The organism is Vibrio glycogenivorans, from assembly GCF_051660965.1.
In the GTDB taxonomy this organism is placed as follows: domain Bacteria; phylum Pseudomonadota; class Gammaproteobacteria; order Enterobacterales; family Vibrionaceae; genus Vibrio.
Genome location: NZ_JBPVIS010000010.1, coordinates 102,988 through 128,660, shown reverse-complemented (window position 1 = coordinate 128,660; position 25,673 = coordinate 102,988). Strand labels below are relative to the sequence as shown.

The 25,673-nt window shown below is 48.8% G+C and carries 38 protein-coding genes; 1 reads left to right on the top strand and 37 read right to left on the bottom strand.

Annotated elements, in window-relative coordinates; genetic code table 11:
- Positions 1-2 precede the first annotated feature (2 nt).
- From ACSTTG_RS18715 to nsrR, 30 genes are all read right to left on the bottom strand, one after another.
- Positions 3-995, bottom strand: coding sequence for a DNA-directed RNA polymerase subunit alpha (locus ACSTTG_RS18715; protein WP_164647232.1), 993 nt, complete (start codon positions 993-995; stop codon positions 3-5).
- 24 nt (positions 996-1,019) lie between these two features.
- Positions 1,020-1,640 carry a 30S ribosomal protein S4 gene (rpsD, locus tag ACSTTG_RS18710; RefSeq protein WP_164647231.1) on the bottom strand — a complete coding sequence of 207 codons (621 nt, stop codon included), beginning with the start codon at positions 1,638-1,640 and terminating at the stop codon, positions 1,020-1,022.
- A gap of 27 nt (positions 1,641-1,667) precedes the next feature.
- A complete protein-coding gene (gene rpsK, locus ACSTTG_RS18705; protein ID WP_001118870.1) occupies positions 1,668-2,057 on the bottom strand; it encodes a 30S ribosomal protein S11 in 390 nt (129 codons plus the stop codon).
- Between the two features lie 18 nt (positions 2,058-2,075).
- Positions 2,076-2,432 (bottom strand): 30S ribosomal protein S13, encoded by a 357-nt coding sequence (gene rpsM / locus ACSTTG_RS18700; protein ID WP_438460518.1) that lies wholly within the window; start codon positions 2,430-2,432, stop codon positions 2,076-2,078.
- A 146-nt stretch (positions 2,433-2,578) separates the two neighbouring features.
- On the bottom strand, positions 2,579-2,692 hold the full coding sequence (gene rpmJ, locus ACSTTG_RS18695) for a 50S ribosomal protein L36 (RefSeq protein WP_000868186.1): 114 nt from the start codon (positions 2,690-2,692) through the stop codon (positions 2,579-2,581).
- A gap of 37 nt (positions 2,693-2,729) precedes the next feature.
- Positions 2,730-4,064: a preprotein translocase subunit SecY gene (secY, locus tag ACSTTG_RS18690; protein WP_438460519.1), complete on the bottom strand. Its 1,335-nt coding sequence runs from the start codon at positions 4,062-4,064 to the stop codon at positions 2,730-2,732.
- A gap of 20 nt (positions 4,065-4,084) precedes the next feature.
- On the bottom strand, positions 4,085-4,519 hold the full coding sequence (gene rplO, locus ACSTTG_RS18685; protein ID WP_438460520.1) for a 50S ribosomal protein L15: 435 nt from the start codon (positions 4,517-4,519) through the stop codon (positions 4,085-4,087).
- Positions 4,520-4,524: 5 nt separating this feature from the next.
- Complete coding sequence (gene rpmD, locus ACSTTG_RS18680; protein ID WP_004410429.1) at positions 4,525-4,701, bottom strand: 50S ribosomal protein L30; 177 nt, start codon at positions 4,699-4,701, stop codon at positions 4,525-4,527.
- Between the two features lie 7 nt (positions 4,702-4,708).
- The gene (rpsE, locus tag ACSTTG_RS18675; protein ID WP_004745894.1) at positions 4,709-5,212 is read right to left on the bottom strand and encodes a 30S ribosomal protein S5; all 504 of its coding nucleotides are present in this window, start codon (positions 5,210-5,212) and stop codon (positions 4,709-4,711) included.
- Positions 5,213-5,226: 14 nt separating this feature from the next.
- Positions 5,227-5,580, bottom strand: a complete 354-nt coding sequence (gene rplR, locus ACSTTG_RS18670; RefSeq protein ID WP_164647227.1) for a 50S ribosomal protein L18 — start codon at positions 5,578-5,580, stop codon at positions 5,227-5,229.
- 9 nt (positions 5,581-5,589) lie between these two features.
- Complete coding sequence (gene rplF, locus ACSTTG_RS18665; RefSeq protein WP_438460521.1) at positions 5,590-6,123, bottom strand: 50S ribosomal protein L6; 534 nt, start codon at positions 6,121-6,123, stop codon at positions 5,590-5,592.
- A gap of 12 nt (positions 6,124-6,135) precedes the next feature.
- Entirely contained in the window at positions 6,136-6,528 is a 393-nt protein-coding gene (gene rpsH, locus ACSTTG_RS18660) for a 30S ribosomal protein S8 (protein WP_264874083.1), read from the bottom strand.
- A 29-nt stretch (positions 6,529-6,557) separates the two neighbouring features.
- Complete coding sequence (gene rpsN / locus ACSTTG_RS18655) at positions 6,558-6,863, bottom strand: 30S ribosomal protein S14 (protein ID WP_438460522.1); 306 nt, start codon at positions 6,861-6,863, stop codon at positions 6,558-6,560.
- 17 nt (positions 6,864-6,880) lie between these two features.
- Positions 6,881-7,420 (bottom strand): 50S ribosomal protein L5, encoded by a 540-nt coding sequence (rplE, locus tag ACSTTG_RS18650; protein WP_438460523.1) that lies wholly within the window; start codon positions 7,418-7,420, stop codon positions 6,881-6,883.
- A 26-nt stretch (positions 7,421-7,446) separates the two neighbouring features.
- Positions 7,447-7,764 carry a 50S ribosomal protein L24 gene (gene rplX / locus ACSTTG_RS18645; protein WP_438460524.1) on the bottom strand — a complete coding sequence of 106 codons (318 nt, stop codon included), beginning with the start codon at positions 7,762-7,764 and terminating at the stop codon, positions 7,447-7,449.
- An 11-nt stretch (positions 7,765-7,775) separates the two neighbouring features.
- The gene (gene rplN / locus ACSTTG_RS18640; RefSeq protein WP_006075569.1) at positions 7,776-8,147 is read right to left on the bottom strand and encodes a 50S ribosomal protein L14; all 372 of its coding nucleotides are present in this window, start codon (positions 8,145-8,147) and stop codon (positions 7,776-7,778) included.
- 161 nt (positions 8,148-8,308) lie between these two features.
- Positions 8,309-8,563: a 30S ribosomal protein S17 gene (gene rpsQ, locus ACSTTG_RS18635; RefSeq protein ID WP_438460525.1), complete on the bottom strand. Its 255-nt coding sequence runs from the start codon at positions 8,561-8,563 to the stop codon at positions 8,309-8,311.
- Entirely contained in the window at positions 8,563-8,754 is a 192-nt protein-coding gene (gene rpmC / locus ACSTTG_RS18630; protein WP_164647220.1) for a 50S ribosomal protein L29, read from the bottom strand. Before rpmC ends, rpsQ begins: the two co-directional genes overlap by 1 nt.
- Positions 8,754-9,164, bottom strand: a complete 411-nt coding sequence (rplP, locus tag ACSTTG_RS18625; RefSeq protein WP_261834581.1) for a 50S ribosomal protein L16 — start codon at positions 9,162-9,164, stop codon at positions 8,754-8,756. The genes rpmC and rplP overlap by 1 nt, the downstream gene beginning before the upstream one ends.
- A gap of 11 nt (positions 9,165-9,175) precedes the next feature.
- The gene (gene rpsC / locus ACSTTG_RS18620; protein WP_438460526.1) at positions 9,176-9,871 is read right to left on the bottom strand and encodes a 30S ribosomal protein S3; all 696 of its coding nucleotides are present in this window, start codon (positions 9,869-9,871) and stop codon (positions 9,176-9,178) included.
- 16 nt (positions 9,872-9,887) lie between these two features.
- Positions 9,888-10,220 carry a 50S ribosomal protein L22 gene (gene rplV / locus ACSTTG_RS18615; RefSeq protein ID WP_438460527.1) on the bottom strand — a complete coding sequence of 111 codons (333 nt, stop codon included), beginning with the start codon at positions 10,218-10,220 and terminating at the stop codon, positions 9,888-9,890.
- Between the two features lie 10 nt (positions 10,221-10,230).
- Positions 10,231-10,509 carry a 30S ribosomal protein S19 gene (gene rpsS / locus ACSTTG_RS18610; RefSeq protein WP_004736729.1) on the bottom strand — a complete coding sequence of 93 codons (279 nt, stop codon included), beginning with the start codon at positions 10,507-10,509 and terminating at the stop codon, positions 10,231-10,233.
- A gap of 21 nt (positions 10,510-10,530) precedes the next feature.
- Entirely contained in the window at positions 10,531-11,355 is an 825-nt protein-coding gene (rplB, locus tag ACSTTG_RS18605; protein ID WP_438460528.1) for a 50S ribosomal protein L2, read from the bottom strand.
- Positions 11,356-11,371: 16 nt separating this feature from the next.
- Complete coding sequence (rplW, locus tag ACSTTG_RS18600) at positions 11,372-11,674, bottom strand: 50S ribosomal protein L23 (protein ID WP_164647215.1); 303 nt, start codon at positions 11,672-11,674, stop codon at positions 11,372-11,374.
- Positions 11,671-12,273 carry a 50S ribosomal protein L4 gene (gene rplD, locus ACSTTG_RS18595; RefSeq protein WP_047047613.1) on the bottom strand — a complete coding sequence of 201 codons (603 nt, stop codon included), beginning with the start codon at positions 12,271-12,273 and terminating at the stop codon, positions 11,671-11,673. Before rplD ends, rplW begins: the two co-directional genes overlap by 4 nt.
- A gap of 17 nt (positions 12,274-12,290) precedes the next feature.
- Entirely contained in the window at positions 12,291-12,920 is a 630-nt protein-coding gene (gene rplC, locus ACSTTG_RS18590) for a 50S ribosomal protein L3 (protein WP_438460529.1), read from the bottom strand.
- 14 nt (positions 12,921-12,934) lie between these two features.
- Positions 12,935-13,246, bottom strand: coding sequence for a 30S ribosomal protein S10 (gene rpsJ / locus ACSTTG_RS18585; protein ID WP_001181007.1), 312 nt, complete (start codon positions 13,244-13,246; stop codon positions 12,935-12,937).
- Positions 13,247-13,656: 410 nt separating this feature from the next.
- Complete coding sequence (rlmB, locus tag ACSTTG_RS18580; protein ID WP_438460530.1) at positions 13,657-14,394, bottom strand: 23S rRNA (guanosine(2251)-2'-O)-methyltransferase RlmB; 738 nt, start codon at positions 14,392-14,394, stop codon at positions 13,657-13,659.
- Positions 14,395-14,408: 14 nt separating this feature from the next.
- Positions 14,409-16,865 (bottom strand): ribonuclease R, encoded by a 2,457-nt coding sequence (rnr, locus tag ACSTTG_RS18575; RefSeq protein ID WP_438475809.1) that lies wholly within the window; start codon positions 16,863-16,865, stop codon positions 14,409-14,411.
- Positions 16,866-16,955: 90 nt separating this feature from the next.
- Entirely contained in the window at positions 16,956-17,378 is a 423-nt protein-coding gene (gene nsrR / locus ACSTTG_RS18570; RefSeq protein WP_438460532.1) for a nitric oxide-sensing transcriptional repressor NsrR, read from the bottom strand.
- Positions 17,379-17,512: 134 nt separating this feature from the next.
- Between nsrR and hmpA the strand changes: the two genes are divergently transcribed.
- The gene (hmpA, locus tag ACSTTG_RS18565; RefSeq protein WP_438475808.1) at positions 17,513-18,715 is read left to right on the top strand and encodes an NO-inducible flavohemoprotein; all 1,203 of its coding nucleotides are present in this window, start codon (positions 17,513-17,515) and stop codon (positions 18,713-18,715) included.
- A gap of 77 nt (positions 18,716-18,792) precedes the next feature.
- Here hmpA and motX read toward each other — a convergent pair whose 3' ends face one another.
- From motX to kefG, 7 genes are all read right to left on the bottom strand, one after another.
- On the bottom strand, positions 18,793-19,428 hold the full coding sequence (motX, locus tag ACSTTG_RS18560; RefSeq protein WP_438460534.1) for a flagellar protein MotX: 636 nt from the start codon (positions 19,426-19,428) through the stop codon (positions 18,793-18,795).
- A 406-nt stretch (positions 19,429-19,834) separates the two neighbouring features.
- Positions 19,835-21,151 (bottom strand): adenylosuccinate synthase, encoded by a 1,317-nt coding sequence (locus ACSTTG_RS18555; RefSeq protein ID WP_438460535.1) that lies wholly within the window; start codon positions 21,149-21,151, stop codon positions 19,835-19,837.
- Positions 21,152-21,268: 117 nt separating this feature from the next.
- Complete coding sequence (locus ACSTTG_RS18550) at positions 21,269-22,213, bottom strand: isoaspartyl peptidase/L-asparaginase family protein (RefSeq protein WP_438460621.1); 945 nt, start codon at positions 22,211-22,213, stop codon at positions 21,269-21,271.
- 134 nt (positions 22,214-22,347) lie between these two features.
- The gene (gene slyD / locus ACSTTG_RS18545) at positions 22,348-22,911 is read right to left on the bottom strand and encodes a peptidylprolyl isomerase (RefSeq protein WP_438475807.1); all 564 of its coding nucleotides are present in this window, start codon (positions 22,909-22,911) and stop codon (positions 22,348-22,350) included.
- 90 nt (positions 22,912-23,001) lie between these two features.
- The gene (locus tag ACSTTG_RS18540) at positions 23,002-23,196 is read right to left on the bottom strand and encodes a YheV family putative zinc ribbon protein (protein ID WP_438460537.1); all 195 of its coding nucleotides are present in this window, start codon (positions 23,194-23,196) and stop codon (positions 23,002-23,004) included.
- A gap of 4 nt (positions 23,197-23,200) precedes the next feature.
- The gene (kefB, locus tag ACSTTG_RS18535; RefSeq protein ID WP_438475806.1) at positions 23,201-25,003 is read right to left on the bottom strand and encodes a glutathione-regulated potassium-efflux system protein KefB; all 1,803 of its coding nucleotides are present in this window, start codon (positions 25,001-25,003) and stop codon (positions 23,201-23,203) included.
- On the bottom strand, positions 25,003-25,608 hold the full coding sequence (gene kefG / locus ACSTTG_RS18530) for a glutathione-regulated potassium-efflux system ancillary protein KefG (RefSeq protein ID WP_438475805.1): 606 nt from the start codon (positions 25,606-25,608) through the stop codon (positions 25,003-25,005). The genes kefB and kefG overlap by 1 nt, the downstream gene beginning before the upstream one ends.
- Between the last annotated feature and the right edge of the window lie 65 nt (positions 25,609-25,673).

Genomic DNA, 25,673 nt, shown 5'->3' with positions numbered 1-25,673 from the left:
GATTAATCTTCAGCGATAGACGCTGGTGGCCAGTTTTCTAGGCGCATGCCCAGAGAAAGACCACGTGATGCAAGTACGTCTTTAATCTCAGTAAGAGATTTTTTACCCAGGTTAGGCGTTTTAAGTAGCTCAACCTCAGTACGCTGTACAAGATCACCGATGTAGTGAATCGCTTCTGCTTTCAGACAGTTAGCAGAGCGAACTGTTAGTTCAAGATCGTCTACAGGACGCAGTAGGATCGGATCGAATTCTGGCTTCTCTTCCTTCTCCTCAGGTACACGTACATCACGAAGATCTACGAACGCATCCAATTGCTCAGCAAGAATAGTTGCTGCGCGACGGATTGCTTCCTCAGGTTCTAGAGTACCGTTCGTTTCCATATCGATAACAAGCTTGTCCAGGTCAGTACGCTGTTCAACACGAGCTGCTTCAACCGCGTAGGCAATTTTGTCTACTGGGCTGTAAGTCGCGTCAACTAGCAAACGACCGATTGGACGCTCATCTTCTTCAGTATGGATACGAGCAGAAGCTGGAACGTAACCACGACCACGTTCTACTTTGATACGCATAGCGATCTCAGCGTTGTCATCAGTTAGATGACAAATTACGTGTTCAGGGTTTACGATCTCTACATCACCGTCATGGGTGATGTCACCTGCAACCACAGGGCCTGAGCCTGATTTGTTCAACGTAATAAACACTTCATCTTTGCCTTCGGCAACGCGAACAGCCAAACCTTTAAGGTTAAGAAGAACTTCAAGAATATCTTCCTGAACACCTTCTTTAGTGCTGTATTCGTGTAGAACGCCTTCAATCTCTACTTCAGTGACAGCACAACCTGGCATTGAAGATAGTAGAATACGGCGAAGTGCATTACCAAGAGTATGGCCGAAACCACGCTCTAATGGCTCAAGAGTTACTTTGGCGTGAGTCGTGCTGATTTGTTCGATATCAACAAGACGTGGCTTAAGAAATTCTGTTACAGAACCCTGCATTGTGTCCTCTCTTTAGTTTAAACCTTACTTAGAGTAAAGCTCGACGATCAATTGTTCGTTGATGTCAGCAGATAGATCTGAACGCTCAGGCATACGCTTGAATGTACCTTCCATCTTACCAGCATCTACTTCAATCCAAGTTGGTTTTTCACGTTGTTCAGCAACTTCTAGAGCCGCTTTAACACGAGCTTGCTTTTTAGCTTTCTCGCGAATAGATACAACGTCGTTAGCCGCAACTTTGAAAGAAGGAACATTTACAACGTTACCGTTAACTAGGATAGCTTTGTGGCTAACTAGCTGACGAGATTCAGCGCGAGTAGCACCAAAGCCCATACGGTAAACTACGTTGTCTAGACGACCTTCTAGAAGCTGAAGTAGGTTTTCACCAGTGTTGCCTTTAAGGCGAGCTGCTTCTTTGTAGTAGTTACGGAATTGTTTTTCTAGAACGCCGTAGATACGACGAACTTTTTGCTTCTCACGAAGCTGAACGCCATACTCAGATAGACGACCGCGACGAGCGCCGTGTACACCTGGTGCGTTATCAATTTTACACTTGGTATCGATCGCACGAACACCAGACTTAAGGAACAAGTCAGTGCCTTCACGACGGCTAAGCTTCAGCTTAGGACCCAAATATCTTGCCATGATTCTTCTCCAGTAATCTAAGAAACGTTATACGCGACGTTTCTTAGGTGGACGACAACCGTTATGAGGGATTGGTGTAGCATCAACGATGTTTGTGATGCGGAAACCAGCAGCGTTCAGTGCGCGAACAGTAGATTCACGACCTGGACCTGGACCCTTAACCATAACTTCCAAGTTCTTAAGACCGTACTCTTTAGCCATTTCAGCACAACGCTCAGCAGCAACCTGTGCAGCGAACGGAGTAGACTTACGAGAGCCACGGAAACCTGAACCACCTGCAGTAGCCCAAGCTAGTGCGTTACCTTGACGGTCAGTAATGGTTACGATTGTGTTGTTAAAAGAAGCATGGATGTGCGCAACGCCATCTGCAACTTGCTTGCGAACGCGCTTACGCGCGCGAGTTGGTTGTTTAGCCATTGTACTCTACCTTCCCGATTATTTCTTGATCGGCTTACGCGGACCCTTACGGGTGCGAGCGTTGGTTTTAGTACGCTGTCCACGTAGTGGTAGACTGCGACGATGACGAAGACCACGGTAACAGCCAAGGTCCATAAGACGCTTGATGTTCATTGATACTTCACGACGTAGATCACCCTCTACAGTGTACTTAGCTACACCATCACGCAGTTGATCGATCTGCTCTTCAGATAGTTCACTGATCTTAACATCTTCAGCAATACCCACTTCAGCTAGGATAGCTTGAGAGCGAGTTTTACCGATACCGTAGATCGCTGTTAGAGCGATTACAGCATGTTTCTGATCAGGAATGTTAATGCCTGCTATACGGGCCATTATTCACTCCTAGTGTTTCGAAAAAGAATAGCCGCAGCAAAGCCCGTTATGGATACGCTGCGGAGTACTACTTCTTTTGCACGCAAAAGGTAGGGCGAGGAATATACTCGACACTACCTTATATTTCAAGTAAAAATTTCTGCTAATTAGCCTTGGCGCTGTTTGTGCTTTGGCTCACTGCAAATCACGCGAACAACACCGTTGCGCTTGATTACTTTACAGTTACGGCAGATTTTTTTAACGGAAGCACGAACTTTCATTGCTAAACTCCGTAATTGAACTGAGACAACCGCCGAATTAACGACCGTAGCCTTTCAGATTCGCTTTTTTCAACACAGAATCATATTGTTGTGACATCATATGAGTCTGTACCTGTGCCATAAAGTCCATAATTACAACCACTACGATAAGTAGTGATGTACCGCCGAAGTAGAAACGTACGTTCCACGCGACCATCATGAACTCTGGGATCAGACAGATAAAGGTAATGTACAGGGCGCCCGCTAGGGTTAGTCGTGTCATCACTTTATCGATGTATTTCGCTGTCTGCTCACCTGGGCGGATACCGGGTACGAATGCACCTGACTTCTTCAAGTTATCTGCTGTCTCACGCGGGTTGAAAACCAACGCCGTGTAGAAGAAACAGAAGAAGATAATCGCTGCTGCATAAAGCATAACATACAACGGTTGACCCGGGCTTAGAGCCAAAGACACGTCGGTTAACCAACCGAACATGCTGCTCTCGCCGTTCTGACCAAACCATTGAGCCAATGTTCCTGGGAACAAAATAATGCTCGATGCGAAGATTGCAGGAATTACACCAGCCATATTAATTTTCAATGGCAAGTGAGTGCTTTGTGCTGCAAATACCTTACGACCTTGTTGACGTTTCGCGTAGTTGACAACGATGCGACGTTGACCACGCTCCATGAAAACAACGAAGTAGATAACAGCAAAAGCAAGTACCGCAATCAACAGCAGAAGAAGTACATGCAGTTCACCTTGACGCGCCTGCTCGATTGTTTGACCGATTGCCGAAGGCAATCCAGCAACAATACCTGCAAAGATCAGTATCGAGATACCGTTACCGATCCCACGCTCTGTAATTTGTTCACCTAACCACATCAAGAACATGGTACCGGTTACTAAACTTACGGTAGCAATTAGCGTAAACATGGTTTGGTTGATAACAACCAGATTGTCGACCATGTTTGGTAGGCCAGTTGCAATACCTATAGCCTGGAATGTTGCAAGTACAAGCGTGCCATAGCGTGTGTATTGGCTAATCTTACGACGGCCAGCTTCACCCTCTTTCTTGAGTTCAGCTAGCGCCGGATGAACTACAGTAAGCAGTTGGACAACAATCGAGGCCGAAATATACGGCATGATGCCCAACGCAAATATAGATGCACGCTCAAGAGCACCACCGGAGAACATGTTAAACATCTCTACGATGGTACCTTTTTGCTGTTCGAACAAATCGGCAAGTACAGCCGCATCAATACCAGGTAGAGGTACGAATGAACCGGCGCGGAATACTATAAGAGCCCCTAATACGAAGAGAAGACGCGACTTCAATTCCGCTAATCCGTTATTCGCACTACTAAAATCTTGTCCTGGTTTTTTAGCCATCTGTACCTTTCCTACGAAGATTAATCTTCGATTTTACCGCCTGCAGCTTCGATTGCAGCTTTAGCGCCTTTAGTTACGCGAAGACCTTTAACCGTAACAGCTTTGTTGATCTCGCCAGAAAGAACAACTTTAACAAATTCGATGTTCTTTGTAACGATGTTAGCTGCTTTTAGGCTGTTTAGGTCTACTACGTCACCAGTTACCTTCGCTAGCTCAGCTAGACGAACTTCAGCAGACACTAGGCTCTTACGAGAAGTGAAACCGAATTTAGGTAGACGTTGTTTCAGAGGCATTTGACCGCCTTCGAAACCTGGACGTACGCTGCCGCCAGAGCGAGACTTTTGACCTTTGTGGCCACGGCCACCTGTTTTACCAAGGCCAGAACCGATACCACGACCTACGCGCTTCTTAGAAGGCTTAGAACCCGCAGCCGGTGATAGAGTATTCAAACGCATTCTGATTACTCCTCAACTTTAACCATGTAGTAAACCTTGTTGATCATACCGCGAACGCACGGAGTATCTTCAAGTTCTACTGTGTGGTTGATTTTACGAAGGCCAAGACCTTTCAAGCACGCTTTGTGCTTAGGTAGGCGACCAATTGAGCTTTTAGTTTGAGTTACTTTAATAGTTGCCATGGTGTTCTTACTCCGAAATAGATTCAACAGTTAGACCACGTTTAGCAGCAACCATTTCTGGCGACTTCATGCTACCTAGTGCATCGATCGTTGCACGAACGATGTTGATAGGGTTCGTAGAACCGTATGCTTTAGATAGTACGTTGTGTACGCCAGCAACTTCAAGTACTGCACGCATCGCACCACCTGCGATAACACCAGTACCTTCTGCAGCAGGCTGCATGTAAACTTTAGAGCCCGAGTGGCGACCTTTCACCGGGTGGTGAAGAGTGCCTTCGTTAAGCGCGATCGTAGTCATGTTACGACGTGCTTTTTCCATTGCTTTTTGAATCGCTGCAGGTACTTCACGAGCTTTGCCGTAACCGAAACCTACGCGACCGTTACCGTCACCAACTACAGTTAGTGCAGTAAAGCTCATGATTCGACCACCTTTAACCGTTTTAGAAACACGGTTAACTGCGATTAGCTTTTCTTGCAAATCATTCGCTTGAACTTGTTGTTCTTTAGCCATCTTCCAACCCTACCTTAGAATTTCAGACCAGCTTCGCGAGCAGCTTCTGCTAGCGCAGCCACACGGCCGTGGTATTGGAAACCAGAACGATCGAATGCAACAGCAGAAACGCCTTTTTCAAGAGCGCGCTCAGCAACAGCTTTACCTACTGCTTTAGCTGCGTCGATGTTACCAGTGTATTTCACTTGCTCACGGATCGCTTTTTCTACAGTAGAAGCAGCTGCGATAACCTCAGAGCCGTTTGCCGCGATAACTTGTGCGTAAACGTGGCGAGGAGTACGGTGTACTACCAGGCGAGTTGCACCAAGTTCGGCAATCTTACGACGTGCACGTGTAGCACGACGGATGCGAGATGCTTTCTTATCCATAGTGTTACCTTACTTCTTCTTAGCTTCTTTAGTACGCACATTTTCATCTGCGTAACGAACACCTTTACCTTTGTAAGGCTCAGGCTCACGGTAAGAACGAATGTCAGCCGCAACTTGACCAACTAGTTGCTTGTCACAACCAGTGATAACGATTTCAGTTTGGCTTGGACACTCTGCTTTGATACCTTCTGGAAGTTCGTGCTCAACTGGGTGAGAGAAGCCTAGAGTTAGAGCTACAGCTTTGCCTTTGATAGCAGCACGGTAACCTACACCCTTAAGAGTAAGCTTCTTAGTGAACCCTTGAGTAACACCAACAACCATGTTGTTAACTAGAGCGCGAGCAGTACCTGCTTGAGCCCATGCGTTAGCAACACCTTCTTTAGGACCAAAAGTAAGGTTGTTTTCTTCCTGAGCGATAACTACTGCGTCGTTAAGAACGCGTGATAGTTCGCCTTTAGCACCTTTTACAGTAACTTCTTGGCCGTTTAGTTTCACCTCTACGCCAGCTGGAATAGCGACAGGTGCTTTAGCAACACGAGACATATTCTACTCCTATTAAGCTACGTAGCAGATGATTTCACCACCAAGACCTGCTTTACGTGCAGCGCGGTCTGACATAAGACCCTTGGAAGTTGAAACTACAGCAACACCTAGGCCGCCCATTACAGAAGGAAGTTGATCTTTCTTCTTGTAAACGCGAAGGCCTGGACGAGAAACACGCTTAAGTTGCTCGATAACTGGTTTAGCTTGGAAGTACTTAAGAGTAACTTCTAGCTCAGGTTTAACTTCGCCTTCAACAGCGAAATCTACGATGTAACCTTCAGCTTTAAGTAGTGCAGCAATTGCAACTTTAAGCTTTGAAGAAGGCATTTTAACAGCAACTTTGTTTGCTGCCTGACCGTTACGAATACGGGTCAGCATATCCGAAATCGGATCTTGCATGCTCATATGATTTACTCCAAATGATTAAGTGGCAATTACCAGCTAGCCTTACGAAGTCCAGGAATCTCGCCTTTCATGCAAGCTTCGCGAACTTTGATACGGCTTAGACCGAACTTACGTAGGTAACCGTGTGGACGACCAGTTTGGTTACAACGGTTGCGCTGACGTGACGCACTTGAATCACGTGGAAGAGATTGCAGTGTAAGAACCGCATTCCAACGATCTTCTTCTGATGCATTTACATCGCTGATGATAGCTTTAAGAGCCGCACGCTTCTCAGCGTACTTAGCTACTAGCTTCGCACGCTTTGCTTCGCGTGCTTTCATTGAATTTTTAGCCATAACAGTAACCCTTCACCTTACTTACGGAATGGGAAGTTAAAGGCAGCCAGCAGAGCACGGCCTTCCTCATCAGTAGCAGCAGACGTCGTTACAGTGATGTCTAGACCGCGTACTCGATCAACTTTATCAAAGTCGATTTCCGGGAAGATGATTTGCTCGCGAACGCCCATGCTGTAGTTACCGCGACCGTCAAAAGACTTAGCGCTAACACCACGGAAGTCACGTACACGTGGAAGAGCGATGTTAATCAAACGCTCAAGAAAATCCCACATACGTTCGCCACGCAAGGTTACTTTACAACCGATTGGGTAGCCTTCACGAATTTTGAAACCTGCAACAGATTTACGCGCTTTAGTGATAAGTGGCTTTTGACCAGAGATCGTTGCCATATCCGCAGCTGCGTTTTCTAGAAGTTTCTTATCGTTGATTGCTTCACCCACACCCATGTTAAGGGTGATCTTTTCGATTCTAGGGACTTGCATGACGCTTGTGTAGCCGAACTCTTTGGTAAGCTCAGCGACTACAGACGACTTGTAGTAATCATGCAGTTTCGCCATAGTAGAACTCCAAATTACTTCTATAATTAGTTAGAAATGGTTTCGCCGTTAGACTTAAAGAAACGAACTTTCTTACCGTCTTCAATACGGAAACCAACACGGTCAGCTTTACCAGTAGCTGCGTTGAAGATAGCCACGTTAGAAGCGTCGATTGCTGCTTCCTGCTCTACGATACCGCCTTGGATACCCATAGCTGGAACAGGTTTCTGGTGCTTCTTAACTAGGTTGATACCTTCTACGATAACTTTACCAGTTGCTAGAACCTTAGTTACTTTACCTTTCTTGCCTTTATCTTTACCAGCAAGAACGATTACTTCGTCATCACGACGGATTTTAGCTGCCATCTGAGTGCTCCTTATAGTACTTCTGGAGCCAGTGAAACAATCTTCATGAATTTCGCGTTACGAAGTTCACGAGTCACTGGGCCAAAGATACGTGTGCCGACTGGTTGCTCAGTAGTGTCGTTCAACAATACACAAGCATTACGGTCGAAGCGAATGACAGAACCGTCTGGACGACGTACGCCTTTACGGGTGCGAACTACTACCGCCTTCAGTACATCACCTTTTTTAACTTTACCGCGAGGAATTGCTTCTTTCACAGTAACTTTGATGATGTCGCCGATGTGTGCGTAACGACGGTGTGAGCCACCCAGAACCTTAATACACATTACCTTGCGCGCGCCAGAGTTATCTGCTGCGTCAAGTGTACTTTGCATTTGGATCATTGTTAGTGCTCCGCTAAATATTAAAACTAGACCCTCTCGGGTCGGGCTGCCTCTTTAAAAGGGACGCGAATTGTACCACCCTTTTTTGGGATTGGGTAGACAAAAAATAAGCGGCCCCAAAAAAATTTTGGAGCCGCTTTAAAATCATAGAATTAGCTTGATTAAATCTTAGCCTTTTCTACAACTTTTACCAAAGTCCAAGACTTAGTCTTAGACAGTGGACGACATTCACGAATCTCAACAGTATCGCCTAGGCCACACTCGTTGTTCTCGTCATGTGCATGCAGTTTAGTCGTGCGCTTTACGTATTTACCGTAAATTGGGTGCTTAACCATGCGCTCAATAGCAACAACGATAGACTTGTCGCCTTTGTTGCTAATTACACGACCAAATGAAGTACGGATTTTGTCGCTCATTATGCGCCTGCCTTCTCAGTCAATACGGTTTTAACACGTGCGATATCACGACGTACAGCTTTAAGAGTATGAGTCTGCTGTAGTTGACCAGTCGCAGCTTGCATGCGCAAGTTGAACTGTTCACGTAGCAGATTCAGTAGCTCAGCGTTAAGTTCTTCAACGCTTTTCTCGCGTAGCTCTTGTGCTTTCATTACATCACCTGTTTAGTTACAAATGTTGTTTTGATAGGCAGTTTACGAGCCGCTAGGCGGAACGCTTCACGTGCCAACTCTTCAGGTACGCCATTCATTTCGTACATAACCTTGCCAGGTTGGATTTGAGCAACCCAGTACTCAACGTTACCTTTACCTTTACCTTGACGAACTTCAAGAGGCTTTTCAGTAATCGGCTTGTCTGGGAAAATACGAATCCAGATTTGACCTTGACGTTTGATGTGACGTGTCATTGCACGACGTGCCGCTTCGATCTGACGAGCAGTGATACGACCACGGCCAACAGCTTTAAGACCGAATTCGCCGAAGCTTACTTCAGTACCTTTAGCTAGACCACGGTTACGACCAGTCTGAACCTTACGGAACTTAGTACGTTTTGGTTGTAGCATCGTTAGACTCCTTACTTACGGCCTTTACGCTGCTTCTTAGGCTTGTCGCCTGGCTCTACAGCGTTAGCTGCTGGCATGCCGCCTAGGATCTCACCTTTGAAGATCCAAGTCTTGATGCCGATCACACCGTATTGGGTGTGAGCCGAAGAAGTTGCGTAATCAATGTCAGCACGTAGAGTGTGTAGAGGCACACGGCCTTCACGGTACCACTCTGAACGTGCGATTTCAGCGCCGCCTAGACGACCACTTACTTCCACTTTGATACCTTTAGCGCCTAGACGCATTGCGTTTTGTACCGCGCGCTTCATAGCACGACGGAACATAACACGACGCTCTAGCTGAGACGCGATGCTATCACCAACTAGCTGTGCATCAAGCTCAGGCTTGCGTACTTCAGCGATGTTGATTTGAGCTGGTACACCTGCAATTTTAGCTACAGCTGCACGTAGTTTCTCAACGTCTTCACCTTTCTTACCGATAACAACACCAGGACGAGCAGTGTGAATAGTCACACGGATGCTCTTCGCTGGACGCTCGATAACGATGCGTGATAGAGACGCTTTTGCTAGTTCCTTAGTAAGGAACTGACGTACCTTGAAGTCGCCGTCTAGGTTGTCAGCGAAATCTTTGGTGTTAGCAAACCATGTAGCATTCCAAGGCTTAACGATGCCAAGACGAATACCATTAGGATGTACTTTCTGACCCATTGCTTATCTCCTAGTCTTAAGCGTCTGCAACAACAACAGTGATGTGGCAAGAACGCTTCAAGATACGGTCCGCACGGCCTTTAGCACGAGGCATAATACGCTTCATGATAGGGCCTTCATCTACGAAGATTTTAGCGACATTTAGATCGTCGATATCTGCACCTTCGTTGTGCTCAGCGTTCGCGATTGCTGATTCAAGAACTTTCTTAATTAGTTCAGCAGCTTTTTTGTTGCTGAAAGTCAAGATTTCTAGAGCTTGATCAACGTTCTTGCCGCGGATTTGGTCCGCTACAAGGCGAGCTTTCTGTGGAGAAATACGAGCAAAGTTATGTTTAGCTACTGCTTCCATTTTCTACTCCTTATTTCTTCTTAGCTTTCTTATCCGCAGCGTGACCGCGGTAAGTACGAGTTGGTGCGAATTCGCCCAGTTTGTGACCGATCATTTCTTCGGTTACGAATACTGGTACGTGCTGACGACCATTATGGACAGCGATGGTCAAACCGATCATCGTAGGGATGATCATTGAGCGACGGGACCAAGTCTTAATAGGCTTTTTGTCTCCGCTTTCCACCGCTTTCTCTACCTTCTTCAGCAAGTGTAGGTCAATAAATGGACCTTTCTTGAGAGAACGTGGCATGGCGATTCCTCTTTAAATAGATTACTTGTTACGACGACGTACGATGTACTTGTCAGTGCGCTTGTTCTTACGAGTCTTAAAGCCTTTAGTTGGCTGACCCCAAGGAGATACTGGGTGACGACCACCAGATGTACGGCCTTCACCACCACCGTGTGGGTGGTCTACTGGGTTCATCACAACACCACGAACGGTTGGACGAACACCGCGCCAGCGGTTAGCACCAGCTTTACCTAGTTCACGTAGCATGTGCTCAGCATTACCAACTTCACCGATTGTTGCACGGCCTTCTGATAGTACTTTGCGCATCTCGCCTGAACGTAGGCGTAGAGTTACATATGCACCGTCGCGAGCGACGATCTGTGCGTATGCACCTGCAGAACGAGCAATTTGTGCACCTTTACCAGGCTTAAGTTCAACACAGTGTACAGTTGAACCTACTGGGATGTTGCGCATCGGCAGAGTGTTACCTGCTTTGATTGGCGCATCAACACCAGACTGGATTGAATCACCAGCTTGGATGCCCTTTGGTGCAATGATGTAGCGACGCTCACCGTCTGCGTACAGAACTAGAGCAATGTTTGCGCTACGGTTTGGATCGTATTCTAGACGCTCAACTTTCGCTGGGATACCGTCTTTAGTACGTTTGAAGTCAATTACACGGTAGTGGTGCTTGTGACCACCGCCGATGTGACGTACTGTGATACGACCGTTGTTGTTACGACCACCGTTCTTAGAGTTTTTCTCTAGAAGTGGTGCGTATGGCTTACCTTTGTGAAGGTCAGCGTTAACAACTTTAACTACGTGACGACGACCAGGGGAAGTCGGCTTACATTTAACAATAGCCATTGTTTAACTACTCCTGTTATTCCGCGCCGCCAACGAAGTCAAGATCTTGACCTTCAGCCAAAGTAACGTACGCTTTCTTAACGTCGCTGCGGCGACCTTGGCGTAGACCTTGACGTTTGGTCTTACCCTTAGTGATAAGAGTATTTACAGACTTAACTTCAACTTCAAACAACTTTTCTACAGCTGCTTTGATCTCTTTTTTAGTTGCATCTTTTGCTACTTTGAAAACGATAGTGTTCGCTTTCTCAGCAGCCATAGTTGCTTTTTCAGAGATGTGCGGGGCACGTAGAACTTTTAGGATACGCTCTTCAGTGATCATGCTAGCATCTCCTCAACTTGCTTAACTGCTTCAGCAGTAATAACAACTTTGTCGAACGCGATTAGAGATACTGGGTCGATACCAGCAACGTCACGTGCGTCAACTTTGTATAGGTTACGAGCCGCTAGGAATAGATTCTCATCTACTTCGCTAGTCACGATAAGCGCGTCTGTTAGCTCAAGCTCTTTCAGCTTAGCTACAAGCTCTTTAGTCTTTGGTGCTTCAACTGAGAAGTTATCAACAACGATTAGACGCTCTTGACGAACTAGCTCAGAAAGAATGCTCTTCATAGCACCGCGGTACATTTTCTTGTTTACTTTTTGGCTGTGATCTTGTGGTTTCGCAGCAAAAGTAACACCACCTGTACGCCAGATTGGGCTACGAATTGTACCAGCGCGTGCACGGCCAGTACCTTTTTGACGCCATGGCTTAGCGCCACCGCCAGAAACTTCTGAACGTGTTTTCTGAGCACGAGTACCTTGACGAGCACCTGCTGCGTATGCAACAACTACTTGGTGTACAAGAGCTTCGTTAAACTCACGTCCGAAAGTAGCTTCGGAAACAGTTAGTGCATCAGCACCTTTAACCATTAGTTCCATTACTTACTCCTGAGACGTTATGCTTTAACAGCTGGTTTAACGATCACGTTGCCGCCAGTTGCGCCTGGGACTGCACCTTTAATAAGAAGCAGGTTGCGCTCAGCGTCAACACGTACGATCTCTAGGTTTTGAGTCGTTACACGCTCAGCACCCATGTGACCTGCCATTTTCTTGCCTTTAAATACGCGACCTGGAGTTTGACATTGGCCAATTGAACCAGGTGCACGGTGAGACAATGAGTTACCGTGAGTCATATCTTGAGTAGAGAAGTTCCAACGCTTAACAGCGCCTTGGAAGCCTTTACCTTTAGATGTACCAGTAACGTCTACTTTCTTAGTTTCGTTGAACAGTTCAACAGTTAGCTCAGCGCCAACTTCAAACTCTTCACCGTTTTCCAAACGGAATTCCCAAAGACCACGACCAGCTTCAACACCTGCTTTCGCGAAGTGACCTGCTTCTGGCTTAGATACGCGGTTAGCTTTCTTAGCACCAGTAGTTACCTGGATTGCTGAGTAGCCGTCAGTCTCAAGTGTACGAACTTGAGAAACACGGTTAGCTTCTACTTCAACAACAGTTACTGGGATAGAAACGCCTTCTTCAGTAAATACGCGGGTCATACCCACTTTACGACCGATTAGACCAATCATTCTTCTAATCTCCCTTAACCTAGGCTGATTTGAACATCAACACCAGCAGCAAGGTCTAGACGCATAAGTGCATCTACAGTCTTGTCAGTTGGTTCAACGATGTCGATCAAACGCTTGTGAGTACGGATTTCGTACTGGTCACGCGCGTCTTTGTTAACGTGCGGAGAGATAAGAACAGTGAAACGCTCTTTACGAGTAGGTAGTGGGATTGGACCACGAACCTGTGCGCCAGTGCGCTTAGCCGTTTCTACGATTTCCGCAGTAGAAGCATCGATTAGTTTGTAATCGAAAGCTTTTAGGCGGATACGAATACGTTGGTTCTGCATGAGACAGAGCTCCAATATTAAAAATTACACAAACAATATCGCCACTCAGACTCGCAAAGGCGAGAGAATGTACGATTGATTTATGTGAAACCGTAGCCTCCAAAATCAGGAAGCATTGTCAGTTAATTTTCGATTAACTCTTTCCATCCGAAGACAGAGAACTAATTGTATTAACCGCGAACATAAGCTGAGTCTACATTACTAAGCACTTACCGTAATAAGTAAAGCTTACTCCTCAATGCTCATTGGTTCACAACTGGCTTAACCAGTGCGGGGCATTATACAGATCACAGAATCCCATGCAAGGGGTGGGTGAAAATTAATCGGAAAAAATTTGGAGTGTGGAAAAACAGGGATATAACAGAGGGAAAAGTCTCCCCCTCATCTCTAAGGGGGAGACAAATGGCCGCTTAAGCTAGGCGCTGGCGCACCGCTTCAAACAGGCACACGCCAGAGGCAACTGAGACATTCAGGCTCGACACGCTGCCCGCCATCGGGATCTTGATCAGGTCATCACAGGTCTCACGCGTCAGGCGACGCATACCATCGCCCTCTGCACCCATCACAATCGCTAGCGGGCCTGTCAGCTTGGCTTGGTAGATATCATGCGTTGCCTCACCAGCCGTACCCACAATCCACACGCCCTGCTCTTGCATCGCACGCATGGTGCGCGCCAGGTTGGTCACGCGCACCAAAGGCACTGCCTCAGCGGCGCCACACGCCACTTTGCTCACGGTCGCGGTCAGCGGCGCTGACTTGTCTTTTGGCACAATCACAGCTGCTACGCCCGCGGCGTCGGCATTACGCAGACACGCACCTAGGTTGTGTGGGTCAGTCACGCCATCGAGGATCAGTAACAGTGGCTGATCGTGCTTGGCCAGAATCGCATCTAGGTCGTTCTCATTGAGCTGTTTGGCCGGCTTCACGCGCGCCATGATCCCTTGGTGGTTGGCACCACGAGCTTTATCGTCAAGCGTCTTACGCGTCATCTGCTGCAGTGACACGCCGCAGTTTTGTAGCTCGGTTAGGATCGGCATCAGGCGATCATCTTGACGACCTTTAAGGACAAATGCCTCAATAAAGCGCTCTGGCTCACGCTCAAGCACAGCCTTGACTGCGTGGATACCATAAATAAATTCGTTACTCATATTCTGCTCTCTAACTAATTCTTACCGCGGACTGGTCGCGCGTTCTTCTTGCGACGCACTTTCTTGCCCTTGCTGGTTTTCTTGCCCTTGGCCGGTTTTGCGCTGGCATCTTCTTTGCCATCAGGACGCACCGTTGGCTCAATCAGCGGCACCGCTTTTTGTCTCGAACCTGGCTTGGTCGCGGCGCGCTTTTTCGCTTTGGCTTTCTTCTGTGCCTCAGCGGCACGTTTCTTGGCGGTCTTGCCTTTGCCGCGTAGCTTACGACTTGTCTCGACCATTTCAAAGTCAATTTGCTTATCATTCAGATTAACCGATAGCACCTTAACCTTAACGGCATCACCAAGTCGGTAGATATTACCAAAGCTCTCACCAATCAAACGCTGGCCAATCGGGTCATATTGATAGTAGTCGTTAGCCAACGATGAGATATGCACTAGGCCATCGATATGCAGCTCAGTCAGACGGACAAAGAAGCCGAAACTGGTGACATTAGCAATCACCCCTTCCAGCTCTTCACCCACGTGGTCTTGCATATATTCACACTTGAGCCAGTCAGCGACATCACGCGTCGCATCATCGGCGCGGCGCTCGGTCATTGAGCACTGCTCACCAAATACATCCATATCGTCAAACGAATAGTGGAAGCCGCCGGTCGGTGTCCAGCGATCTTTATTCGTACCCGCCTCTTTGGCAATCAGGTACTTAATCGCGCGGTGCAAGAGCAAGTCCGGGTAGCGGCGAATTGGCGAGGTAAAGTGCGCGTAGCGCTTGAGTGCCAAACCAAAGTGTCCAGCATTGTCCGCGTTGTACACTGCTTGTTTAAGCGAGCGCAGCAGCATGGTCTGGATCAGCTCTTTGTCTTGACGCTCGCTTATTTTGTGTACAAGCTCGGCATAATCGGTCGGCGAAGGCTCTAGTCCCCCTTTGAGCTCAAGACCAAGTTCGCTTAGAAAATCACGGAAACCCTGCAACTTAAGCTCACCCGGTGATTCATGGATACGATACAGTGCCGGCTCCTTGGCCTTCTCTACCAGAGAGGCTGAGGCGATATTGGCCAAGATCATACACTCTTCGATGATCTTGTGCGCGTCGTTACGTACTACAGGCTCAATGCGGTCAATCTTACGCTCAGCGTTAAAGATAAACTTGGTCTCAGTGGTCTCAAACTCAATCGCACCACGTTGGTCACGGGCTTGCTTGAGCACCTTATACATCTTGTGCAGCTCTTCAAGGTGGCCAATCAACGGCTCATAGCGCGTGCGTAGCTCCTCATCACCGTCTAGGATGGCACCAACCTTATTGTAGGTTAGGCGCGCATGCGAGTTCATCACCGCCTCATAGTGCTTATAACCCGACAGCTTACCCGCGGCAGAGATAGTCATCTCACACACCATACACAAGCGATCCACCTGTGGGTTCAGTGAACACAAACCATTCGACAACACCTCTGGAAGCATCGGCACTACCTGGGATGGGAAGTAGACCGAGTTACCACGCTCGATAGCTTCTTTATCCAGAGCGGTATCTGGGCGCACATAATAACTGACATCGGCAATCGCTACCCATAGGCGCCAACCACCACTTTTCTTCGCCTCACAAAAGACTGCATCATCGAAATCACGCGCATCTTCACCATCAATGGTCACCAAAGGCAACTTACGTAGGTCAACGCGGCCAACTTTGGCTTCTTCTGGCACTTCCTCGCCTAAGTTGGCGATCTGCTTATCCACCTCTTGTGGCCACTCGTGTGGGATCTGATGGGTGCGGATGGCAATTTGGGTCTCCATGCCCGGCGCCATGTTCTCACCAAGTACCTCAATTACTTTGCCCATCATGCCACGGGTACGCGAGCCACGGTCGGTGATCTCAATCACCACCACATTACCCATCCGAGCGCCTGCCTTGTGCTCATTCGGGATCAGGATATCTTGGCTGATACGTGAGTCATCCGGAACCACGTAAGAGTAGCCATACTCGAGGAAGAAGCGGCCAACAATTTGGGTGTTACGCTCTTCAAGCACGCGCACCAGACGACCCTCTCGGCGACCACGCTTACTGTTGTCGGTCGGTTGCACCAACACAAAATCGCCATGGATCAGGCTCTTCATCTGATGATGAGGCAATAAAATATCGTCCTCTTTCTTTACGCTACCTTCAGGACGTACCCAGCCATGGCCATCTTTATGACCGATCACGTAGCCTTTGATCATCTCCAGTTTCTCTGGCAACGCGTAGCATTGGCGACGGGTAAACACCAACTGACCATCACGCTCCATAGCACGTAGGCGGCGACGCAGGCCCTCATATTGATCTTCACCGTTGAGCTCCAAAGCATCAAACAGGTCATTTCGGTTCATTGGTACACCCGCACGCTCGAGATAATCAAGGATGAATTCTCGGCTCGGGATAGGGTTTTCATAGTTCTGTGATTCGCGATCAGCAAAAGGGTCTTGATGACTCTTATCAGACATAGGCAGGCCTAAATTAGTTCGGAGATATGGAGCTAGTATAACATAGCTAACTCCACGAAATGGTTTGGAAAACTGGTGATGCTAGAGTTTCTATAGCTCGAGAAGGGTCACAAGTGGCTGGTTATCATCAATCAGAGACTGAATTGAGCAATCATCCAGCTCGGCAAGAAATGCAAGCTTGGCAGTGGCTAGAGCCTCTTTGAGACGACAGGCCGGCGTGATATGACAAAACTCACCCGAGCAATTGACCAGCGTCATCGGCTCGATATCTCGAACCACCTGACCCACCGTGATAGTTTGGGCCGGTAGCAGTAAGCGTATCCCGCCGTTTTTACCACGCACTGTCTCAATATAACCAAGCTGCCCGAGGCGATTGATCACCTTGACCATATGATTACGCGACACACCAAACAACTCAGTCACACGAGTAATGTTGGTCAACTCACCCTGAGGCAATGATGCCAAGTAAATCAGGGTGCGAAGCGCGTAGTCGGTAAAGCTGGTTAAGTGCATGCTGCTATCCTCATTAATGGCAAAAAGTGTAAAGCTTTTCTTGATCAAAAGATACATTTCGGATACAACTTTAAACATACATAATAAATACACGTTTAAAGTTAAGTCATATCAGAGTTTTAAAGGAAGCCACTATGCTCAGCAATCAAACCATTGAGATCGTCAAATCCACTGCCCCGTTACTGGCGCAAACAGGACCCAAACTGACCGCCCACTTTTACACCCGTCTCTTTAGCCACCACCCTGAGCTCAAAGACATTTTTAACATGAGCCACCAAAAAGAAGACCAAGACAGTAATGGCGCACAGCGCGAGGCATTGTTTAATGCCGTGTGTGCTTATGCCAACAATATCGACAACCTTGAGGCACTATTGCCAGCCGTTGAGAAGATTGCCCACAAGCACACCAGTTTTTTGATCACCGCTGAGCAATACGCCATCGTGGGTGAGCACCTGTTGGCAACGATTGATGAGTTGTTTGCACCAGGCCAAGAGGTGCTTGATGCTTGGGGAGAGGCTTACGCTTTACTGGCGGACATTTTTATCCAGCGTGAAGAGCAAATCTATCAACAGATGGATACTATCGAAGGCGGGTGGCGTGGGTTAAGAGAGTTCGAGTTGGTCGAGAAGACCAAAGAGAGTGAGCTTATCACCAGCTTTGTCTTTAAGCCGGTTGATGGTCAGCCTGTAGCAAGTTATAAGCCCGGTCAATATATTGGTATCTACATCCAATCTAGTCTGCTTGAGAATCAGGAAATCCGCCAATACAGCCTATCGAGTGCACCGCGTAGCGATCGATATCGCATCAGTGTCAAAAGAGAGGGAGATGGCCAGGTTTCAAACTTCCTCCATGAACAGCTCAATCTTGGCGACATCGTCAAGCTTGCCCCGCCAGCAGGGGATTTTTTCCTTAATGCACGGCCAGATAATCCGGTGGTATTAATCTCTGGTGGCGTAGGGCTGACTCCGACGCTTGCGATGTTAGAGAGCCTAACTGACCATGCCGCACCGGTCACTTGGCTGCATGCTACCAGCAATGGAGACCAACACGCCTTTCGCCAGCATGTAAACGCTCTGGCACAGCAATATGCGCACATCAACGCCTACACTTGGTACAACCAACCACTGACCACAAACAGTCAGGCACACGATTACCAGTTTGAGGGGATGATCGACCTTAGCCGCGTACAAAATGCGCTGACCAATCCCGATACCCAAGTTTATTTCTGTGGCCCAGTTGGCTTTATGCAAAGCGTCGCTAAACAGCTACTCGACCTTGGCTTGCGATCAGATCAGATCCACTATGAATGCTTCGGCCCACACAAGATCATCGACTAGAGGGCAAAAAGCCGACGTTCTCGTCGGCTTTTCTTCATTCTATAACTTCTAATGCGCTTGGGTTGTGGTGCGCTTGGCTACCAGCGCGTCTCACGCAGCTTGGCTCGGGCAATAATGTTGTCCGGCATGCGTTGCTCTAGGCCCTGGCGTAACAGCGAGATCCGTCGGTGGGTGCGTTGATCCGCGGTGACCGAATTGTACAGCCAGCGATAGGCATCCTCATAATCCAATGGACTTCCGTAGTTACCCAGCAGCAACTCAGCCAACTGGATACGGGCATTGAGGTTACCCATTGAGGCCGCCTCTCGAAGATACGGGATCGCCCGCTCCTGATCTTGCTGAACCAGCGTACCGCGAGAATAGTAACGACCTAATTGCTCAAGCGCGGTAGGCAAACCTTGGTGGGCAGCGTTTTCCATGTAATAAAGACCAAGCTCGACATCTTGCTCGACACACACGCCCCAGGCGAGCATATCGCCGTAAAGAAATTCATAGGTCGGCAAGTTAATCCGCGTCGCGCGCGCAACAATGTCCTCTACCAGCTGACAATTATCCGCCCTCACCCGCTCAAGGTGCTTGTTTTGTTCAATCAGCGAGATCAGCTCAGTTTCAGAGTAGATAGGCACAGGCTCGCCCACCTGATCGAGACCGGCCACCGCCCACTGGCTACTGACCAGCAGCAAAGCCGTTGTCGCAAATTTTGCTAGCCTCATAACATCACTCTTTCCCAGATCTATACACTCAAACACTCCCGACGAAGAAATACCATCGGACTTGATAGAGTTATCGGCACTCGGCAGCGCAACTTTAGCTCAAAGTGGCAATAAATTGCCGTAGCGAGAGGCGAGAGGCGAGAGGCGAGAGGCGAGAGGCGAGAGGCGAGAGGCGAGAGGCGAGAGGCGAGAGGCGAGAGGCGAGAGGCGAGAGGCGAGAGGCGAGAGGCGAGAGGCGAGAGGCGAGAAAAATTTTCCAACCCTTGTCACTGCTGTCAAGTCTTGCACCACCTCGAGCGCAGCGTACTCGCAGGGCAAAGCCCGATTTCGACTCTCGCTTCTGATCTTAGGGTACAAAAAAGCCAGCGATAACACGCTGGCTTTCAGATACCTACTTGACGACAAATTAGTCGTTAAGCGGATGTACTTTCACGATTGTCTCGTTACGGTCAGGACCGGTAGAGATGATATCAACAGGCACGCCTGTTAGGTCTTCGATACGCTTGATGTAGTCAAGAGCCGCTTGTGGAAGCTGGTCGATTGACGTCGCGCCGAAGGTCGTCTCAGACCAACCTGGCATGGTTTCGTAGATTGGAGTCGCTTGCTCGAATGACTCAGCAGCCATTGGCGAAACTTCTAGGATAGAGCCGTCTGCCATCTTGTAACCAGTACAGATTTTTAGCTCTTCCAGACCATCTAGAACGTCAAGCTTAGTTAGACAGAAACCAGTGATAGAGTTGATCTGGATTGCGCGGCGCATCGCCACAGCGTCAAACCAACCTGTACGACGTAGACGACCTGTTGTTGCGCCAAACTCGTGGCCAACATCACCCAGGTGCTTACCGATTGGGTCTTGCTTGTCTAGACCATCGTAAAGCTCAGTCGGGAATGGACCTGAACCCACGCGAGTACAGTACGCCTTAGTGATACCAAGGATGTAACCGATATGACGAGGACCAAAACCAGAGCCTGCAGCAACACCACCAGCTGTCGTGTTAGAAGAGGTTACGAATGGGTAAGTACCGTGGTCGATGTCCAATAGTGTACCTTGCGCACCTTCGAACATGATCTTGTCGCCACGCTTGCGCGCTGCATCAAGCTCGTCAGTTACGTCAATAACCATAGAAGTCAGTAGCTCAGCGAAGCCTTTAGCTTGCTCAAGTACGTCTTCATAGCTTACTGGTTCTGCTTTGTAGAAGTTGACTAGTTGGAAGTTATGATACTCCATCACTACTTTCAGCTTCTCAGCGAATGCTTCCATATCGAATAGGTCGCCAACGCGCAAACCGCGACGAGCAACTTTGTCTTCGTATGAAGGACCGATACCACGACCTGTTGTACCAATCGCTTTTTTACCAAGTGCTGCTTCGCGCGCTTGATCCAAAGCTACGTGGTAAGGAAGAATTAGTGGACATGCTTCAGAAATGAAAAGGCGCTCGCGCACTGGGATGCCACGCTCTTCAAGAGGCTTCATTTCTTTTAGTAGCGCTTCTGGAGAAAGAACTACACCGTTGCCGATAACGCATTTTACGTTATCACGCAGAATACCTGATGGAATCAAGTGAAGAACGGTTTTTTCACCGTCAATAACAAGAGTGTGACCTGCGTTGTGACCGCCTTGGTAGCGAACCACGTACTTTGCATCTTCAGTTAAAAGGTCAACAATTTTACCTTTACCTTCGTCACCCCATTGGGTGCCTAGAACGACTACGTTATTTCCCATCTTTCCAAGTCTGATTGCTAGTTAAAAATGGATTCTAGCACCGAATCGATCACTATGCAGTCATTTTTTAATCATATAAATGTAATCACCATTTAAGTCGCTGAATTTGTATGATGATTAATCTTGATCTGCGTAGATCTTAATCTCGCGCTCGCCGTCGGACGTGATCGCCCCGCGATACATACCTAAACTGTTCATCACAAAGTAGGGATTTCCCTCTGGATCCATCGCGATCAAACCGCCTTCTCCGCCGCGATGTTTAAGTGGCCCATGAATGATCTGCTCTGCCGCCTGCCCCGCATTTTCACCAAGATAGCGAATTCGAGCGGCGACGTCGCTGGCAACACTCTCTTGCAGAAAGTGCTCCCCCATCCCAGTTGTCGACACAGCGACCACCCCATTCTCTGCCCAAGTACCAGCACCTATCACTGCCGAGTCACCGACTCGACCATACTGCTTATTGGTGATCCCGCCGGTACTGGTGGCCGCGGCAAGGTTGCCCTCTTCATCCAATGCCACCGCCCCAACCGTGCCGTACTTGTTATCGTCGGGGTAACTCGACTCAGAGAGCGCAAACAGACCTTTTTGTTTCATGCTTTGCAGCTGGTCATAGCGGCGGTCGGTGTAAAAATAGTCCTGCTCGGTATAGGTAAAACCGCGCTCAAAGGCGAATGCCTCCGCGCCCTCGCCAACCAAAAACACATGTTGGCTGTCTTGCATAACGCTTTTGGCAAGCTCGATTGGGTTACGAATATGGCGCACACCGGCAATCGCTCCAGCCAACTTCCCCCGACCACTCATGATAGAGGCATCCATCTCAACCATCTCACGATGCGTCAAGACTGAACCATGTCCAGCATTAAAGTGTGGGCAGTCCTCAAGCACCTTGACCGCACAGGCCACCGCATCAATCGCACAGCCCCCATCAAGCAGGATTTGATAGCCCGCGAGCAGGGCTTTATCTAGGGCGGCCTCTATCTCTGTCTGCAGTGCACGACTCATTTGATGACGTAAGATGGTTCCTGCTCCGCCATGGATGGCTATTGAGATCGGCATAATCACTCCAGATAGATAACGGGTGGTCAAACAGCATAGCGAGTTCGCCACATAGAGGCAAACTCGCTCGGAACAGATAAAAAAACGCAAGCCATTTGGCTTGCGTTGTTCATCAGTCTAGTCGGTGATACCTAGCGATATTAGTGCGCGCTGCAGCACTCTTCACCATTACCGCACTCACCCTTGCCACCGCAGCACTCGTGATCCTCTGCATCACCGTTTCCGCCACAGCAGCCTGTTTTTCTCTCAATATGACCGTGTTCGATCTCATCTTCTGTTGCAGCACGCGCTGCAACAACTTCAACTTCAAACGTCAGCGTTTGACCTGCTAGCATGTGGTTACCGTCAACCACCACTTCGTCACCGTCAACCTCAGTCACTTCTACTGGGATTGGGCCTTGGTCAGTATCCGCTAGGAAGCGCATGCCTACCTCAATTTGATCCACACCTTGGAACACATTTGCAGGAACACGCTGCACTAGGTCATCATTGTGCTCACCGTAAGCTTCTTCAGGCGCTACCGTCGCAGAGAACTTCTCACCCACCGCTTTGCCTTCAAGCTGCTTCTCAAGACCTACGATTAGGTTGTTGTGACCGTGTAGGTAATCAAGTGGTGCATCAACTGTAGATTGATCGACAACAACACCATCTTCAGTAATTACTTGATAAGCTAGGCTTACTACTACGTTCTTTTCAATATTCATAACGGCTCCAGGGCGGTTAGGCTGAGCAAGACGCTCAGACATAAAAAATTGGATTCCCCGCTATTATGGGGATCAAATTAGGAAACTCAATCAATCTGGTTTAAAAATCGCGATCATTTGTTGCTCAGATTGGGGACTTTGCTCTAGTGATTTCGGGCTTCTCTGCGCCTTGTGCTGACACTCAACACACTCTACCCACTCAATATTATTCTCAATCCACCAGCGCAGGCTGTCTACGTTTTGACACTCAGGACAACTTGCTCCGGCAATAAATCTTTTTTTCATACCTTTACTCACTCTTCCAATAGTGTCGCGAGTGCTTGTCATCATCCATCTCACGACCGAAGATCTCCTCCAGCTCCTTACGCGCCTCTTTCGCCCTCTGTGCCAGTTGCTGTTCATCACTGTGCCCCGGCAAAAGCTCTTTAAGCATCGCGTGATCGAGCTTGCGAAAGTGCGCCTCAGCACGCTTGGCCTGATAAGGGTGCATACCCAGCTCCACCAGCGTCTGGCGGCCAAGATCCAACGCGCTGTGGAAGGTCTCTCGCGAGTATGCGGTTACCCCGGCATTGAGCAACTGATAGGCTTCTACACGGCTGCGCGCCCGGGCCAGCACCTTGAGGTTAGGAAACTGCTGCTTACACAGCTCCACTACCGCCAAGATCTCATCCGGCGAGTCGGTACAGACAATGATCGCCTCTGCCGTTTCTGCGCCCGCTGCGCGTAGCAGATCAAGCTGGGTGGCATCACCATAAAACACCTTGTAACCAAACTGGCGCAGCAATTGAATTTGGCTGGCATCACTCTCTAATACGGTCACTTTGATCTTATTGGCGTACATCAGGCGCCCAACCACCTGACCAAAACGACCAAAGCCTGCGATGATCACCCTCGGCTGCTTGTTAATCACCCCCGGCTCCTCAGGTTCCTCATCTAGACGATTGAGCCTGCGCGCGTACCAGTAGCTTTGCGCCATTAATGCCAGTGGCGTGGTGACCATAGATAAACTCACTACGAGCAGGAGAAACGCCACCAGTTGACTCTCAAGCAAGCCTTGGCTGCCAGCGGCAGCAAAAATCACAAACGCAAACTCGCCACCTTGGCTCAAGATCACCGCCATCTTGCTGCGCGCCTTGGAGCTCACTCTGGCAAAGCGAGCAAGCAGATAAAGGATTGCGGCTTTAAACACCACCAGTAACGTGACACACAATAAGATCTCAAGTGGCACCTCCAGCAGTAGGCCAAGGTTAACCGCCATCCCCACAGCAATAAAAAACAGCCCAAGTAGTAGGCCTTTGAATGGCGCAATCGCGATCTCTAGCTCGTGGCGGTATTCACTTTCCGCCAGAAGCACACCCGCGAGAAAGGTGCCCAGCGCCATCGAGAGTCCCATCTGCTGCATCACCAGCGCGATACCAATTACCACCAGCAGCGCCGCGACGGTAAATAGCTCTTTGACCCCGCTGTGGACCACATAGCGAAACAGGGGACGGAGCAAAAAGTGCCCCGCCACCACCATAGCGATTACCCCAAGCAAAACCCAAAGTGCATCTAGCCAGTTGCCAGAGGTATTACCCGCTAATACGGGCAACAGAGCCAGCATAGGGATCACCGCGATATCTTGAAACAATAACACCGCAAATCCCGATTGCCCCGCCTCTTTGGCCGTAAGCTCCTGCTCTTCAATGATCTTTAGTGCAATCGCGGTCGACGACAGGGTGAGCCCCATCCCCACCGCTAGGCTCGCTTGCCAGCTAAGACTGGCCAGAAAACACAGCGCGGCTAAAACAATACTGGTCACCGCTACTTGGGCGCCGCCCAAGCCAATAATCGGGCCACGCATCTGCCACAGCTTTTTCGGATTAAGCTCCAAGCCAATCAAAAACAGCAGCAAGACCACGCCAAATTCAGAGAAGTGAAGAATCGAATCTACGTCGGTAATAAGCCCCAACCCCCATGGACCAATCATGATCCCTGCAAGCAGGTAACCCAATACTGAGCCAAGACCTAGCCTTTGGGCCAATGGCACCATCACGACCGCTGCCGATAGAAACACTACACTACTGGTGAGAAAGCTCGACTCAGCCACCATTAACTCTCCCCCCGCTCAGGACGAAAACTCAATAACCACTGGCGATATGCCTGACCGTGCGCATGGCGCTGCGCATCACTGACGTTGTGCGCCCAATACAGTACCAACGGCTCAATCCAGTCCATCAAACACAGAGACGCAACCAGTTCAAAGGGCTGGAGGATCTGCTCCATTGGGTATTTGTTATAGCCTTGGGTGCCAAACGCCTCTTGTTTGCCGCCCGTGGTGATCACGTTGCGCCAAACCTTACCTGCCAGCGCACAGTCACCGCCAAAAGCAAACCCCTTACCCAACACGCGATCAAGCCACTCCTTCATCAGGGCAGGACATGAGTACATATAGAGTGGATGCTGGAACACGATCACGTCATGCTCGATAAGTAGTTGATGCTCAACTTTGACATCAATAAAAAAGTCAGGGTAGACGGCGTAGAGGTCGTGAATGGTGACGTGGTCTAGATCGGAAATCGCCTCGATGGCGGCTTGGTTGGCAATGGATTGCTCAGATTCTGGGTGTGCATAGATCACCAGCACGCGCTGGTGAGCGCCGCCTTTATGGGGATCGGGATTGGAGGGTAAGCGAGTTTGTTTGTCCTGCTGGGTCATTCCTTGAGCCCTACTTCTTTTTCCTTAATCGCTCTCATCATACCCGAAATTAAGATAGAATCGAC

Excerpts from the sequence above, each read along its gene's own strand:
- rpsK (WP_001118870.1), bottom strand. The coding sequence starts at position 2,057 with ATGGCTAAACAACCAACTCGCGCGCGTAAGCGCGTTCGCAAGCAAGTT.
- ACSTTG_RS18540 (WP_438460537.1), bottom strand. The coding sequence starts at position 23,196 with ATGAAAAAAAGATTTATTGCCGGAGCAAGTTGTCCTGAGTGTCAAAAC.
- rpsH (WP_264874083.1), bottom strand. The coding sequence starts at position 6,528 with ATGAGCATGCAAGATCCGATTTCGGATATGCTGACCCGTATTCGTAAC.
- rpmJ (WP_000868186.1), bottom strand. The coding sequence starts at position 2,692 with ATGAAAGTTCGTGCTTCCGTTAAAAAAATCTGCCGTAACTGTAAAGTA.
- rpsM (WP_438460518.1), bottom strand. The coding sequence starts at position 2,432 with ATGGCCCGTATAGCAGGCATTAACATTCCTGATCAGAAACATGCTGTA.
- ACSTTG_RS18555 (WP_438460535.1), bottom strand. The coding sequence starts at position 21,151 with ATGGGAAATAACGTAGTCGTTCTAGGCACCCAATGGGGTGACGAAGGT.
- rpsE (WP_004745894.1), bottom strand. The coding sequence starts at position 5,212 with ATGGCTAAAGAACAACAAGTTCAAGCGAATGATTTGCAAGAAAAGCTA.
- rplW (WP_164647215.1), bottom strand. The coding sequence starts at position 11,674 with ATGATCACTGAAGAGCGTATCCTAAAAGTTCTACGTGCCCCGCACATC.
- ACSTTG_RS18715 (WP_164647232.1), bottom strand. The coding sequence starts at position 995 with ATGCAGGGTTCTGTAACAGAATTTCTTAAGCCACGTCTTGTTGATATC.
- nsrR (WP_438460532.1), bottom strand. The coding sequence starts at position 17,378 with ATGCACTTAACCAGCTTTACCGACTACGCGCTTCGCACCCTGATTTAC.
- rlmB (WP_438460530.1), bottom strand. The coding sequence starts at position 14,394 with ATGAGTAACGAATTTATTTATGGTATCCACGCAGTCAAGGCTGTGCTT.
- rplF (WP_438460521.1), bottom strand. The coding sequence starts at position 6,123 with ATGTCTCGTGTTGCTAAAGCACCTGTCGCTATTCCAGCTGGCGTAGAG.
- rplD (WP_047047613.1), bottom strand. The coding sequence starts at position 12,273 with ATGGAACTAATGGTTAAAGGTGCTGATGCACTAACTGTTTCCGAAGCT.
- rpsN (WP_438460522.1), bottom strand. The coding sequence starts at position 6,863 with ATGGCTAAAAATTCAATGAAAGCACGCGAAGCAAAGCGTGCGAAGCTA.
- kefG (WP_438475805.1), bottom strand. The coding sequence starts at position 25,608 with ATGACCCAGCAGGACAAACAAACTCGCTTACCCTCCAATCCCGATCCC.
- rplR (WP_164647227.1), bottom strand. The coding sequence starts at position 5,580 with ATGGATAAGAAAGCATCTCGCATCCGTCGTGCTACACGTGCACGTCGT.
- rnr (WP_438475809.1), bottom strand. The coding sequence starts at position 16,865 with ATGTCTGATAAGAGTCATCAAGACCCTTTTGCTGATCGCGAATCACAG.
- rplC (WP_438460529.1), bottom strand. The coding sequence starts at position 12,920 with ATGATTGGTCTAATCGGTCGTAAAGTGGGTATGACCCGCGTATTTACT.
- hmpA (WP_438475808.1), top strand. The coding sequence starts at position 17,513 with ATGCTCAGCAATCAAACCATTGAGATCGTCAAATCCACTGCCCCGTTA.
- slyD (WP_438475807.1), bottom strand. The coding sequence starts at position 22,911 with ATGAATATTGAAAAGAACGTAGTAGTAAGCCTAGCTTATCAAGTAATT.
- rpsD (WP_164647231.1), bottom strand. The coding sequence starts at position 1,640 with ATGGCAAGATATTTGGGTCCTAAGCTGAAGCTTAGCCGTCGTGAAGGC.
- rpsS (WP_004736729.1), bottom strand. The coding sequence starts at position 10,509 with ATGCCACGTTCTCTCAAGAAAGGTCCATTTATTGACCTACACTTGCTG.
- motX (WP_438460534.1), bottom strand. The coding sequence starts at position 19,428 with ATGAGGCTAGCAAAATTTGCGACAACGGCTTTGCTGCTGGTCAGTAGC.
- rplE (WP_438460523.1), bottom strand. The coding sequence starts at position 7,420 with ATGGCGAAACTGCATGATTACTACAAGTCGTCTGTAGTCGCTGAGCTT.
- rplN (WP_006075569.1), bottom strand. The coding sequence starts at position 8,147 with ATGATCCAAATGCAAAGTACACTTGACGCAGCAGATAACTCTGGCGCG.
- kefB (WP_438475806.1), bottom strand. The coding sequence starts at position 25,003 with ATGGTGGCTGAGTCGAGCTTTCTCACCAGTAGTGTAGTGTTTCTATCG.
- rpmD (WP_004410429.1), bottom strand. The coding sequence starts at position 4,701 with ATGGCAACTATTAAAGTAACTCAAACTAAAAGCTCAATTGGTCGCCTA.
- rplO (WP_438460520.1), bottom strand. The coding sequence starts at position 4,519 with ATGCGTTTGAATACTCTATCACCGGCTGCGGGTTCTAAGCCTTCTAAG.
- rpmC (WP_164647220.1), bottom strand. The coding sequence starts at position 8,754 with ATGAAAGCACAAGAGCTACGCGAGAAAAGCGTTGAAGAACTTAACGCT.
- rpsC (WP_438460526.1), bottom strand. The coding sequence starts at position 9,871 with ATGGGTCAGAAAGTACATCCTAATGGTATTCGTCTTGGCATCGTTAAG.
- rpsJ (WP_001181007.1), bottom strand. The coding sequence starts at position 13,246 with ATGCAGAACCAACGTATTCGTATCCGCCTAAAAGCTTTCGATTACAAA.
- rplB (WP_438460528.1), bottom strand. The coding sequence starts at position 11,355 with ATGGCTATTGTTAAATGTAAGCCGACTTCCCCTGGTCGTCGTCACGTA.
- secY (WP_438460519.1), bottom strand. The coding sequence starts at position 4,064 with ATGGCTAAAAAACCAGGACAAGATTTTAGTAGTGCGAATAACGGATTA.
- rpsQ (WP_438460525.1), bottom strand. The coding sequence starts at position 8,563 with ATGAGCGACAAAATCCGTACTTCATTTGGTCGTGTAATTAGCAACAAA.
- rplP (WP_261834581.1), bottom strand. The coding sequence starts at position 9,164 with ATGCTACAACCAAAACGTACTAAGTTCCGTAAGGTTCAGACTGGTCGT.
- rplX (WP_438460524.1), bottom strand. The coding sequence starts at position 7,764 with ATGGCAGCTAAAATCCGTCGTGATGACGAAGTAATCGTTCTTGCTGGT.
- rplV (WP_438460527.1), bottom strand. The coding sequence starts at position 10,220 with ATGGAAGCAGTAGCTAAACATAACTTTGCTCGTATTTCTCCACAGAAA.